15 protein-coding genes are annotated in these 12487 nt (G+C 56.4%); 13 read left to right on the top strand and 2 right to left on the bottom strand.

Annotated elements, in window-relative coordinates; translation table 11 throughout:
- Positions 1-360 precede the first annotated feature (360 nt).
- Complete coding sequence (gene tusA, locus OGY07_RS11945; RefSeq protein WP_042286560.1) at positions 361-603, bottom strand: sulfurtransferase TusA; 243 nt, start codon at positions 601-603, stop codon at positions 361-363.
- A 242-nt stretch (positions 604-845) separates the two neighbouring features.
- Between tusA and OGY07_RS11940 the strand changes: the two genes are divergently transcribed.
- Together OGY07_RS11940 and OGY07_RS11935 are read left to right on the top strand one after the other, a co-directional pair.
- The gene (locus tag OGY07_RS11940; protein ID WP_042286562.1) at positions 846-1511 is read left to right on the top strand and encodes a 7-cyano-7-deazaguanine/7-aminomethyl-7-deazaguanine transporter; all 666 of its coding nucleotides are present in this window, start codon (positions 846-848) and stop codon (positions 1509-1511) included.
- 72 nt (positions 1512-1583) lie between these two features.
- Complete coding sequence (locus tag OGY07_RS11935; RefSeq protein WP_042286564.1) at positions 1584-2141, top strand: DcrB family lipoprotein; 558 nt, start codon at positions 1584-1586, stop codon at positions 2139-2141.
- Positions 2142-2145: 4 nt separating this feature from the next.
- Here OGY07_RS11935 and OGY07_RS11930 read toward each other — a convergent pair whose 3' ends face one another.
- The gene (locus tag OGY07_RS11930; protein ID WP_072014968.1) at positions 2146-3405 is read right to left on the bottom strand and encodes an MFS transporter; all 1260 of its coding nucleotides are present in this window, start codon (positions 3403-3405) and stop codon (positions 2146-2148) included.
- A gap of 89 nt (positions 3406-3494) precedes the next feature.
- On the opposite strand from OGY07_RS11930, the gene OGY07_RS11925 reads away from it, so the two are divergent.
- The 11 genes from OGY07_RS11925 to OGY07_RS11875 all read left to right on the top strand — a co-directional run bounded on the left by OGY07_RS11925 (position 3495) and on the right by OGY07_RS11875 (position 12487).
- Positions 3495-4544: an AI-2E family transporter gene (locus OGY07_RS11925; RefSeq protein WP_181822388.1), complete on the top strand. Its 1050-nt coding sequence runs from the start codon at positions 3495-3497 to the stop codon at positions 4542-4544.
- 376 nt (positions 4545-4920) lie between these two features.
- On the top strand, positions 4921-5298 hold the full coding sequence (locus tag OGY07_RS11920) for a hypothetical protein (RefSeq protein WP_131729044.1): 378 nt from the start codon (positions 4921-4923) through the stop codon (positions 5296-5298).
- A 73-nt stretch (positions 5299-5371) separates the two neighbouring features.
- Positions 5372-6433 carry a methyltransferase gene (locus OGY07_RS11915; RefSeq protein ID WP_181822387.1) on the top strand — a complete coding sequence of 354 codons (1062 nt, stop codon included), beginning with the start codon at positions 5372-5374 and terminating at the stop codon, positions 6431-6433.
- Between the two features lie 54 nt (positions 6434-6487).
- Entirely contained in the window at positions 6488-7210 is a 723-nt protein-coding gene (locus tag OGY07_RS11910) for a beta-ketoacyl synthase chain length factor (RefSeq protein WP_042286575.1), read from the top strand.
- Positions 7189-8028, top strand: a complete 840-nt coding sequence (locus OGY07_RS11905; protein ID WP_286600752.1) for a lysophospholipid acyltransferase family protein — start codon at positions 7189-7191, stop codon at positions 8026-8028. Before OGY07_RS11910 ends, OGY07_RS11905 begins: the two co-directional genes overlap by 22 nt.
- The gene (locus tag OGY07_RS11900) at positions 8003-8260 is read left to right on the top strand and encodes a phosphopantetheine-binding protein (protein WP_042286581.1); all 258 of its coding nucleotides are present in this window, start codon (positions 8003-8005) and stop codon (positions 8258-8260) included. Before OGY07_RS11905 ends, OGY07_RS11900 begins: the two co-directional genes overlap by 26 nt.
- Positions 8261-8271: 11 nt before the next feature.
- The gene (locus OGY07_RS11895) at positions 8272-8523 is read left to right on the top strand and encodes an acyl carrier protein (RefSeq protein ID WP_042286585.1); all 252 of its coding nucleotides are present in this window, start codon (positions 8272-8274) and stop codon (positions 8521-8523) included.
- Between the two features lie 5 nt (positions 8524-8528).
- Positions 8529-9110 carry a COG4648 family protein gene (locus OGY07_RS11890; protein WP_286600748.1) on the top strand — a complete coding sequence of 194 codons (582 nt, stop codon included), beginning with the start codon at positions 8529-8531 and terminating at the stop codon, positions 9108-9110.
- The gene (locus OGY07_RS11885; RefSeq protein ID WP_286600745.1) at positions 9107-10465 is read left to right on the top strand and encodes an AMP-binding protein; all 1359 of its coding nucleotides are present in this window, start codon (positions 9107-9109) and stop codon (positions 10463-10465) included. Before OGY07_RS11890 ends, OGY07_RS11885 begins: the two co-directional genes overlap by 4 nt.
- On the top strand, positions 10452-10805 hold the full coding sequence (locus OGY07_RS11880; protein WP_286600743.1) for an ApeI family dehydratase: 354 nt from the start codon (positions 10452-10454) through the stop codon (positions 10803-10805). The genes OGY07_RS11885 and OGY07_RS11880 overlap by 14 nt, the downstream gene beginning before the upstream one ends.
- Entirely contained in the window at positions 10796-12487 is a 1692-nt protein-coding gene (locus OGY07_RS11875; RefSeq protein WP_286600740.1) for a glycosyltransferase family 2 protein, read from the top strand. Before OGY07_RS11880 ends, OGY07_RS11875 begins: the two co-directional genes overlap by 10 nt.

Raw genomic sequence — 12487 nt, 5'->3', positions numbered from 1 at the left:
GGAAATTAACTTTTACGCTGATAAAGAGATTCCGTATAGCGAAATAATAAATTTTTTCAATTTATCGGCAATAATAAGGATTATCTGACAGGATGAAATGCGTAATGTGAATAGAGTGGTTTAAATTATAGAAGGCGATTATTTTATCGGGACGGGTACAGCATGTCGCCGCTGCGGATAAAAGCCTTTGTCAGCGAGAGTAGCACGATCTGTTGAATACGGACGATGTGGAAGCACCGGAGCGTGCACGCAATACGAAAGCATTTTTCGCGAAGCTCCCCCTTCGGGCCGTCCTGAAGGGGGTTCAAAACGCTCACGCGTTTTATCTGAGCCCGGCGCAGATTCAAAGCGGCAAATGATTTAGCCTTTACGCAGCAGATAACGATAGGGTAGCGCCTCGGTTTCCTGAGCCAGCAGTTCATGCTCCATAAAGGTACAGAAGCCGGGGATGTCGCGAGTGGTCGCCGGGTCGTCCGCCACAATCAGCAGCGTTTCGCCGCTCTGCATACCGCGGACGGTTTTACGTACCATCATCACCGGTTCCGGGCAGCGGAGCCCCTGGGCATCAAGAGTGTGGTCGGGAGAGGTAAACAGATCGCTCATGGTGGTCTCATATACATAAAAACCGCCGTAGTTTACGCCCTGTTGCGCGCTAAGCCAATCAGGTTAACGATTGCGTGAAAAACAACCATTGCAAAGTCCCGCTAAAGCAGTATCATGCGGCGGCCTTACCCGGTTTAAGACGCGTTATTGTCGCAGCCAGTTTACCTTAAGGGCAAAATGGCAAGGAAAATAGCGTGAAGCACGTATTGGGTTCCCTCACCCCAAAATTAAAAAGGTACAATATGACGTCGTTCTCTCAATCGCAGCGCGTAAAAGCGTTGTTCTGGCTATCGCTATTTCATCTGCTGGTGATCACCTCCAGTAATTATCTGGTTCAGCTTCCCATTACCATTTTTGGTTTTCATACCACATGGGGCGCATTCAGCTTTCCGTTTATCTTTCTCGCCACCGACCTGACCGTGCGTATTTTTGGCGCGCCGCTGGCCCGACGGATTATTTTCGCGGTGATGATCCCGGCGCTGCTGGTCTCTTATATTATCTCGTCGCTGTTTTACATGGGCGCCTGGCAAGGATTCGGCGCGCTGGCGCAGTTTAATTTGTTCGTCGCCCGTATCGCCGCCGCCAGCTTCATGGCTTACGCGCTGGGGCAGATCCTCGACGTGCATGTCTTTAACCGCCTGCGACAGAATCAGCGCTGGTGGCTGGCGCCAACCGCGTCCACGCTGTTTGGCAATATCAGTGATACCCTCGCGTTCTTCTTTATCGCGTTCTGGCGCAGCCCGGATGCGTTTATGGCCGAGCACTGGATGGAAATTGCCCTCGTCGACTACGGCTTCAAGGTGCTTATCAGCATGATTTTCTTCCTGCCGATGTACGGTGTGTTGCTGAATATGTTGCTGAAAAGACTGACAGATAAATCCGAAATCCCGGCAATGCAGACGAGTTAAAGGTTCGTTTTCCGAGTTGTGTTAAGATGAACCCATGAGCCGTTATGGCCGTTTATCGAAAGGAAGAAGTCAATGCGCAATCTGGTTAAATATGTCGGGATTGGCCTGCTGGTGATGGGGCTGGCGGCCTGTGATAATAGTGAGACGAAAGCGCCTGCAGACGGTGCGGCGGCAGAAAGCCAGGCCACCGGTCAGCCTATTACGCTGCTCGACGGTAAACTCAGTTTCTCCCTGCCCGCGGATATGACCGATCAAAGCGGTAAGCTGGGCACCCAGGCGAATAACATGCACGTTTACTCGGATTCAACCGGACAGAAAGCGGTGATTGTGATTGTTGGTGACAACACCAGCGAAGACCTGGCGGTGCTGGCGAAACGTCTGGAAGATCAACAGCGCGCCCGTGACCCGCAGTTGCAGGTGGTGACCAACAAATCCATCGAGCTGAAAGGCCACACGCTGCAGCAGTTAGACAGCATTATCTCCGCAAAAGGCCAGACGGCGTATTCCTCTGTCCTGTTGGGTAACGTCGATGACCAATTGCTGACTCTGCAAATCACGCTGCCTGCGGACGATCAGCAGAAAGCACAAACTACAGCCGAGAACATCATCAATACGCTGGTTATCCAGTAACATTCTACGCGGATGAAGCGGCCTCCTCAGACTCCTGCGGAGGCCGTTTTTTTAACCGCCACGTCAGCAACAGCGCAATGACCACCAGTCCCGCCGCCGCAAGGTAGATCACCGGGACACCCGCCCAGCTCATCACCAGCCCCGCCAGCGGCCCCGTCACCCCAAGCGACAAATCCATAAAGACCGTATATGTCGCCAGCGCCGCCCCCTGATTCTGCTGCGGCACCGCCTTCACCGCCACCACGCCCAGCGCCGGGAACACCAGTGAGAAACCCATTCCCGCCAGCAGCACGCCGACTTTCGCCATCCACGGCATCACCGCCACGCCGACCAGCAACAGACCGACGATTTCGACGCTAAAGCAGATCATCGCCACGTTCAGCCCGCCCAAGCGGTTAATGCCGTTGGGAAACAGCAGCCGCGTCCCGACAAAAGCGCAGCTGAATAAGGTCAGCGCAAAGGCCGCGCCGTCCCAGCCTTTGGCGTCATAAAACAGAGTGATGAACGTGGCGATCACCCCGAATCCGGCGGATGCCAGCGCCAGCGCCATGCCGTACAGCCAGACGCGTCCAAGTACCGCGCGAAACGGCAGCGGTTTACCTTTGTTCGCTTTTACCGCCGGGCGCGGAATCGCCAGTAATACCGCCAGTAGCGCAACGCCCATGATGATCATCGCCAGACCCTGCAGGCCGCCCCAGGCGTAAAACAGTACGCCAAGCGGCGCGCCCATCGCCATCGCGCCATACGTGACGATGCCGTTCCACGAAATCACCCGGCCAATATGCAGCGAACCGACAACGCCCACGCCCCACAGCGTCGATCCCGTACCGGCGAAGCTCTGCCCAATGCCCAGAATCACACGCCCCAGACACAGCAGCAGCAGACTGGCAACCGGCCACGGGCTGACGCTTGCGGCCAGAAAATAGCCCGCCCCGCTTAAAAAACAGCCGCACAGACCAAAAACGACGATTTTTTTCGGCCCGAGTAAATCGGCGTAGCGACCGGCATGAGGGCGGCTGAGCAAGGTAGCGAAATATTGCAGGCTGATAACCAGTCCCGCCCAGAACGCGCTAAATCCCATGACATCATGGACATAGCCGGGAAGTACCGCCAGCGGCAGGCCAATAGTGAGGTAGCTGGCAAAGTTAAACATGACAACAGAGACAATGCGCAGATTGAGGCGCAATCCAGTAAGCGCCGGGTCAGCGACAGGTTCGGGCATGGGGATCACCACGTTTTTACCACAGTGTTTCCCTTCTACCATGCAACGGCGGGAAAATCAGCATGAAGATTAGGATTATCGGCAGCAAGCCAGACGCTACACTTAATGAAAATCATAAACAGGACGTAACCATGACAACCCCCCAGCCCGACAAAACGGGCATGCATATTTTGCTCAAACTGGCTTCGCTGGTGGTGATCCTCGCCGGGATCCACGCTGCCGCCGATATTATTGTGCAACTGTTACTGGCGCTCTTTTTCGCTATCGTCCTTAACCCGCTGGTCACCTGGTTCGTGCGTCGCGGCATCAAGCGACCCGTGGCGATTACCATTGTGGTGGTGGTGATGCTTATTGCCCTCACCGCGCTCATTGGCGTGCTCGCCGCGTCGATCAATGAATTTATCGCCATGCTGCCGAGCTACAATAAAGAGTTAACGCGCAAATTATTGTATCTGCAGGATATGATGCCTTTTCTCAATCTGCATATGTCGCCAGAGCGAATGCTACAGCGGATGGATTCGGAAAAAATCATGGCCTTCACGACCACCCTGATGACCGGGCTTTCCGGCGCGATGGCCAGCGTCGTGCTGCTGGTCATGACCGTGGTTTTTATGCTGTTTGAAGTCCGCCATGTACCTTACAAAATGCGTTTTGCCCTGAATAACCCTCAAATTCACATCGCGGGTCTGCACCGGGCATTGAAAGGGGTATCACACTATCTGGCGCTGAAAACGCTGCTTAGCCTGTGGACCGGGGTGATTATCTGGTTGGGTCTGGCGCTCATGGATATTCAGTTTGCATTGATGTGGGGCGTGCTGGCGTTTCTGCTGAACTACGTGCCCAATATTGGCTCGGTGATCTCCGCCGTTCCTCCTATGATTCAGGCCCTGCTGTTTAATGGCCTCTATGAATGTTTCCTCGTCGGGGCGCTGTTTCTGGTGGTGCATATGGTGCTGGGCAACATGGTGGAGCCGCGCATGATGGGGCACCGTCTTGGCATGTCCACGCTGGTGGTATTTCTCTCATTGCTCATCTGGGGTTGGCTGCTCGGCCCGGTAGGAATGCTGCTCTCCGTACCGCTGACCAGCGTGTGTAAAATCTGGATGGAAACCACCAAAGGCGGCAGTAAACTGGCAATACTGCTTGGGCCGGGCCGTCCCAAAAATCGATTACCCGGCTAACGACGTTACCTACCAACCAGGGTAGTTTTATTCCCGGACGGGTGAACGTATTATAAGGCGCGCTTTTTGTTATCATCATGTTTCATTTAGCGCGCCGATGATCATAAAAAATAAAATAAATACTCTGCGTCAATGATTTTAAGGCAAATCAATTCACTACGAAATTTCATTTAAGTAAGCGTTAATTGACTGATCTCATGCAGTACCGCAGGATATTTCCCCGCCTGCATCGCATAATAATTACAGATTTTTCGTGACAATCCGCGAAAGTCATCATTTAAAATAAGCGGTATTATTGTTGCGTAAACCAATAAAGAAATGTGTTCGACGTTAATATAAATAGTTATTTTGATAGGGAGTTTTCATGAAAAAATACATTAAGTGGTTTGCGGCGATTGCCGTTGTGGGCGCCCTGGCAGGCTGCGCGCGTACTGCGCCAATCGATCAGGTTCACTCAACCGTGAGCGCAGGCCACACGCAGGATCAGGTTAAAAATGCGATCCTGAAAGCGGGCATCCAGCGTAAATGGATCATGAACGAAGCGGGTCCGGGCGTGATCAAAGCGCGCCAGCAGTCTCGCGACCACGTGGCGGAAGTACGTATAACCTATACCGCGACCAGCTACGATATCAAATACGACAGCAGCCTCAATCTGCAGGCGTCTGGCGGCAAAATTCATAAAAACTACAACCGCTGGGTACGTAACCTGGATAAAGACATTCAGCTGAATCTGTCTGCCGGCGCGGGTCTGTAATTCAAAAAAATTCAATTCGGGCCGTTTTGGCCCGATAACCTTATCATTACCCTTTTAACAGGTTGTGCTCGCCATGTACGAACAGGACTCTCTCAGCGCACTGGATGCGATTACTGAAGCGCAGCGTATCGCCTTCGCCCCGATGCTATTTCAAACCGCGCTGTGTCTGCGAAATACTGGCGTGCTGGCCTGGCTTGATAGCCAGCGAAAAAATGGGGCGACCCTTGCCGAGATAACCGAAAATAGCCAGATAAATGAATATGCGGCCAGCGTACTGCTGGATATGGGATTAAGCGGACGTATTCTTACCTATAAAGAGGGACGGTATTATCTGGGAAAAATCGGACATTTCCTTTTGCACGACACCATGACCCGCGTAAATATGGATTTCACGCAGGACGTCTGTTATCAGGGGCTGTTCTTTTTAGAGAACGCACTGAAAGAGGGGAAACCGTCAGGATTAAAAGTATTTGGCGACTGGCCAACGATTTATCCGGCGTTATCCCAATTGCCGCCATCGGCGCGTGAAAGCTGGTTCGCCTTCGATCACTACTACTCAGACGGGGCATTTGACGCGGCGCTGCCGCTGATATTCGCCAGCCGTCCTGCAACCCTGTACGATGTAGGTGGAAATACGGGTAAATGGGCGATCCGCTGCTGCCGCTACGACGAAAATATCGCGGTAACCCTATTAGATTTGCCACAACAAATTGCACTTGCCCGCGAAAATATCGAAAATGCAGGATTATCTCATCGCATCGACTTTCATGCGGTAGATATGCTTGGCGATGCGCCTTTACCTACAGAGGCCGATATCTGGTGGATGAGTCAATTTCTGGACTGCTTCTCACCCGAACAAATTGTCGCCCTGCTCAGCAACGTTGCACGCGTCATGAAACCCGGTGCAAGGCTGTGCGTTATGGAGCTGTTCTGGGATGCACAGCGCTTTGAAGCCGCTTCATTCAGTCTGAATGCGTCTTCGCTCTATTTTACCTGCATGGCGAACGGCAACAGCCGCTTCTACAGCGCAGAAAAATTTTATGGCTATCTGGACATGGCAGGGTTCCAGGTAGAAGCACGCCACGACAATTTAGGCGTTGGGCATACCTTACTGATATGCCAAAAGAAAAAATAACAAAGTAGCGTCACCACGCTACAGGAATCACCGGTTTACCGCGGACGCGCGTTGATGAAATTCTCTTTAAACATGACCGACTGGCGGGCGATGGCGCCAGGGCTCAGCGAAGCTAATCAGTGGCTGCAATGGTCACGGCATTCGCACGCCATCGATCCGGGCGCGGCGCAAGGCAAGTTAAGCGAGCTGCCGATGATGACCGCTCGCCGCCTCAGCTCCGGCAGCAAACTCGCCGTAGAGTGCGGACTGACGATGCTGCGCCGTCACGCTATCGACGCGGTGCTGTATACCAGTCGTCACGGCGAACTGGAGCGCAATTACCGCATTCTGCACGCACTGGCGAACGAACAGGCGCTTTCACCGACCGACTTCGCCCTGTCGGTGCATAACTCCGCCGTCGGCAATCTGACTATCGCGGCCAAACAGCCTGTCGTCTCTTCCTCGCTCTCAGCGGGTCGTGACACTTTCCAGCAGGGTCTGTGTGAAGTGATTTGCCTTTTGCAGGCGGGTTACCAACGGATATTGCTGGTTGATTTCGACGGATTTCTCCCCGAATTTTACCATCCGCACCTGGCGGAAAACATGCCGACCTGGCCCTACGCGGTCGCGCTGGTATGCGAAGCAGGCGATGACTGGCACTGCCAGACCCGTCCGGCCCTTGCGGGCGCGGAGACAACACTTCCGCAAAGCCTGCTGTTTTTACAGCACTTTTTACAAGACGCCAACGCCTTTACGATCCCCGGAGAGCGCATGCAATGGCACTGGAGCCGCGCATGAACGGCGTTTTTACCTCTCTGAACCGGCTATGGCGCATCGCTATGACCGGCTTCTGCTTCGCCCTCTTTGGCCTCGGCGGCCTGCTGCTTTCTGTCGTCTGGTTTAACGTTCTGTTAGTTTTTGTGTGGGATAATTCCCGGCGTCGCCGCATTGCCAGGCGCAGCATTTCCGCCAGCTTCCGTCTCTTTTTAACGGTGACGCGGGTGCTTGGCGTGCTGGACTATCGCATGGAAGGGGTGGACATTTTGCGTCAGGAACGCGGATGTCTGGTGGTCGCTAATCACCCCACGCTCATTGATTACGTGCTGCTGGCCTCCGTGATGCCCGAAACGGACTGTCTGGTTAAAAGCGCGCTGCTGACGAACCCTTTCCTTAGCGGCGTCGTGCGTGCCGCCGACTATCTGGTTAACAGCCAGGCGGACGCGCTGTTGCCCGCCAGCCAGCAGCGGCTGGCGCAGGGCGACACCATTTTGATCTTCCCCGAAGGGACCCGCACAAAACCCGGTGAAACCATGACGCTACAGCGCGGCGCCGCCAATATCGCCGTGCGCTGTAACAGCGATTTACGGGTCGTGACGATCCACTGTAGCGAGCGGATGCTCGATAAAGAGAGTAAATGGTATCAGGTTCCGCCCTGCAAACCGCTGTTCACCATTGAGGTGCGAGAGCGCGTGAAGATCAACCAGTTTTATGACGCAGACTCACAAGAACCGGCGCTGGCGGCAAGACAGCTAAACCGGCATCTTTTACTTAAATTACAACCAGGTACGTTACCTCTCTCAGGAATTAATGATGCAAGCGCTTTATCAGGAAATTAAACATCTCATCATCACCACGCTGAATCTGGACGAGCTGTCGGCAGACGACATCGACACCGAAGCGGCGCTGTTTGGCGACGGCCTGGGGCTGGATTCAATCGATGCTCTGGAGCTGGGGCTGGCGGTTAAAAATCAGTACGGCGTGGTGCTCTCTGCGGAAAGTGAAGAAATGCGCCAGCACTTCTTCTCCGTCGCCACGCTGGCGTCCTTCATTCACGCGCAACGTGCCTGAGGAGAACCGTGATGACCGAACAACAAGCCATTTACGACGAAGTCTCCGCGCTGCTGGTCAAACTGTTTGAAATTGACCCGGAGGATATCAAGCCTGAGGCGCGCCTGTACGAAGATCTGGAACTGGACAGCATCGACGCCGTCGACATGATTGTGCACCTGCAGAAAAAAACCGGTAAGAAAATCAAGCCGGAAGAATTTAAAGCGGTGCGCACCGTGCAGGATGTCGTTGACGCCGTAGAACGTCTGCTGAAAGAAGCGTAATCGCCATGTCGGGCGCACGCGCGCTGCCTGGCGTCAAGCTGCTGACGGGCATGTTATTGCTCGCCTGGCCGTTTCTTATCTGGTTTGGGCTGGCGCATGACAGCCTGCGCTGGTTACTTCCGCTGATGGCGCTGCTGCTGTTTCTGCGCTTTCGCCAGACCCGGGGACAGGCGGGTCCCCTGCGCGTAGTGACCCAGGTGGTTGCCGTGGCCGGGATCGCCCTGTGCGTCGGCAGCGCCCTGCTGAAAACCCATCAGCTGCTGCTTTTTTATCCGGTGGTGGTGAACAGCGTCATGCTCGCGGTGTTTGGCGGTTCGCTGTGGACGTCAATGCCGCTTGTCGAACGGCTGGCAAGACTGCGCGACCCGCAGTTACCAGACGCTGCGGTACGCTATACCCGCCGGGTGACGCAAATCTGGTGCGTCTTTTTCATTCTTAACGGCAGCATCGCGCTCTTTACCGCGATTTATGGCGATATGACGCTATGGACGGCCTGGAACGGCATGATTGCCTATCTGCTGATGGGCGCGCTGATGGCGGGCGAATGGCTGGTTCGCCGTCAGATGATTAAACGAGATCCCCGATGAAGCAAACCCTGACGCTTGCCGAGTGGCTCACCGCGCCGCGTCCCGCACAAACGCCGATTGCCTGGCAGGACGACTTTACCTGGTCGCTGGGCCATCTGCGCCACGACGTCGCCCACCTGATAGCGCAGTTGCGCCAACAGCCGGGCGCTCGCTGGGCGCTGTGCTTTGAAAACAGCTATCTGTTTATCGTCGCGTTACTCGCCACCCTGCATGCGGGCAAAACGCCGGTCATTCCCGGACATAGCCGCGTTTCATTGCTCGACGAGCAGCGTGCCTTGTTTGACGGCGTACTGAGCGACAAAACCCTTGGCTGGCAAGGCACGCTACGGGTTGTCAGCACCGCGAAAACCCTTCGCGACGAGGCTTTCACCTTCCCGCCCGTCCCTGAAGACGCTTACGTGGAACTGTTTACCTCTGGCTCTACCGGCCAGCCGAAACGCATCGTGAAGCCCATCGCTTGTCTTGACCGCGAAGCCGGGCTGCTGGCGGCGCGTTTCGCTGAAAGGCTGGCGGGCTGTCGCATCGTGGCCTCCGTTGTGCCGCAGCATCTGTACGGCCTGACGTTCCGCATCTTCCTGCCGATGGCCCTTAGCCTGCCGCTACATGCGGCCATGCTCTGGTACGCCGAGCAGCTTGCGGCGCTGGACCATCAACATCGTTACGCGTTTATCAGCAGTCCGGCGTTTTTAAAGCGCCTCGATGCCCAGCTTACGCCGCCGCCGGTGTCGATGCTCCTCTCCGCGGGCGGCATGCTGCCCTGGCGGGACGTCACCCAAACTACCGCCTGGCTTAACGTCTGGCCGGATGAAATTTACGGCAGTACCGAAACCGGCATCCTCGCCTGGCGCTACCGCCAGCAGGATGACGTCAGTTGGTTGCCCTTTCCTGGTATACGGTTTATGCCAGAAGCCGAAGGATATCGCGTATTTTCGCCGCTGATCGCCGATGATCAAGGATTAGCGCTCGACGACATTCTGCAGTTCGAGGCGAACGGGCAGTTCCGACTGATGGGACGCCGGGGCCGGGTGGTTAAAATCGAAGAAAAACGGATATCCCTCAGCGAAGTCGAACAACGCCTGCTGTCGCTGGAAGGCGTCCGCGAAGCCGCCGCATTGGCCCTGAACCGTGGCGGTCGCCAGGGCGTGGGCGTGCTACTGGTGCTGGAGGACGAGGCCCGCGCGCGCTGGCAGCGCAGCGGCAAAGCGCAGGAACTTAACTGGCGACGCGCCTTGCTGCCGTGGCTGGAGCCGGTTGCCGTCCCTCGTTACTGGCGGGTGATCGACGAGATCCCGGTCAACAGTATGAATAAGCGTGTCTATGCGCAACTACAGGAGTTATTTCATGAAACCCCATGAAATTGAGCGCCATCAGGCACAGCCGCACCAGATTGAGATCGTACTGCATCTCGACCCGTCCCTGTTCTGGTTTCGCGGTCATTTTGCCGTGCAGCCGCTGCTGCCCGGCGTGGCGCAGATGGACTGGGTGATGCGCTACGCCACTACCCTGCTCGCCCCCGGCTGGCGCTTTCACAGCATACAAAACGTCAAATTCCAGGCGCCGCTGCTGCCTGACAGCACCGTCACGCTCACGTTGAACTGGCAGGAAGCGCGCCAGATCCTGGCGTTCAGCTATCAGCGTCACGACGGTGAAGCCCGTCATACCGCCAGCAGCGGGAAGATCCGGTTATGTCGTTGACCTTCTCCCCGTGCGTACTGATCCCCTGCTATAACCACGGCGCGATGATGGCGCAGGTGCTGGCGCGCCTGGAACCGTTCGGCCTGCCCTGCATCGTCGTGGATGACGGCAGCGACATGGCTACCCGGCAGGAGCTGGATCGGCTGGCGGCACAAACCACCGACCTGACCTTGCTTCGCCTGGCGGAAAACGCCGGCAAGGGCGCGGCGGTGATCCGCGGTTTGCAGGCGGCGGCGCAGGCAGGGTTTACCCACGCCGTGCAGGTAGACGCCGACGGCCAGCACGCCATAGAGGATATCCCCAAACTGCTCGAACGGGCGCAGACGCACCCGGACGCGCTGATTTCCGGGCAGCCTGTCTATGATGACTCTGTTCCCCGTTCGCGCCTGTACGGACGCTGGGTGACCCACGTCTGGGTGTGGATAGAAACCCTGTCGCTGCAACTGAAAGACAGCATGTGCGGCTTTCGCGTTTATCCGATCGCGCCCACGCTGAAGCTGGCCCAGCGCGTGACGCTCGGTCAGCGGATGGACTTCGACACCGAAGTCATGGTGCGCCTCTACTGGCAGGGTAACACCAGCTATTTTGTGCCGACCCGGGTGACCTACCCGGCAGACGGCCTGTCGCACTTCGACGCGCTGAAAGACAACTGCCGCATTTCGCTGATGCACACCCGGCTGTTCTTCGGCATGCTGCCGCGCATACCGTCGCTGCTGTTTCGCCGCCCATCCTCGCACTGGGCGCGTCAGGACGAAGTGAAAGGACTTTGGGGCATGCGTCTGATGCTGCTGGTCTGGCGGTTGTTGGGACGCAGGGCGTTTTCACTGCTGCTGTACCCGGTGATCGGCGTGTACTGGCTGACCGCCACCCGCGCCCGACGCGCATCGCAAGACTGGATCGCCCGCGTACGCGAGCAGCTCACCGCGCGCCAGCAACCGGTACCGCGCACTCTGAACAGCTACCAGCACTTCCTGCGCTTTGGTCATGCGATGCTCGACAAAATCGCCAGCTGGCGCGGTGAACTGCATTTGGGTCGCGACGTGGTGTTCGCCCCTGGCGCGGAGGCGGCGCTTAACGTTGACGACCCACGCGGCAAGCTGCTGCTGGCGTCGCATCTTGGCGATGTTGAAGCCTGTCGGGCGCTGGCGCAGCGTCAGGGCAGCAAAACTATCAATGCGCTGGTGTTCAGCGATAACGCCCAGCGCTTTAAACAGATCATGCAGGAGATGGCGCCGCAGGCCGGGCTAAACCTGATGCCGGTGACCGACATCGGCCCGGACACCGCCATTGCGCTTAAAGAGAAGCTGGAACGCGGCGAATGGATTGCCATCGTTGGCGACCGCATCGCGGTGAACCCGCAACGCGGCGGCGACTGGCGCGTCTGTTGGAGTGACTTTATGGGGCAGCCCGCGCCGTTTCCGCAGGGGCCATTTATTCTGGCGTCAATACTCCGCTGCCCGGTCGATCTCATCTTTGCCCTGCGCGAACAGAATACGCTGCGCGTGTACTGTGAGCCGTTCGCCGATCCGCTGGTCCTGCCGCGTGGCGATCGCCAGCGCGCTTTGCAGCATGCCATCGACCGCTACGCCGAACGCCTTGAGCATTACGCGCGCCAGTCGCCGCTCGACTGGTTTAATTTTTACGATTTCTGGCATCTGCCGGATGCCAAAAACAAGGAGTAA

Source organism: Citrobacter sp. Cs237 (genome assembly GCF_030332325.1).
GTDB classification, from domain to species: Bacteria; Pseudomonadota; Gammaproteobacteria; order Enterobacterales; family Enterobacteriaceae; genus Citrobacter_A; species Citrobacter_A sedlakii.
This window is presented reverse-complemented; position numbering and strand designations above follow the sequence as displayed.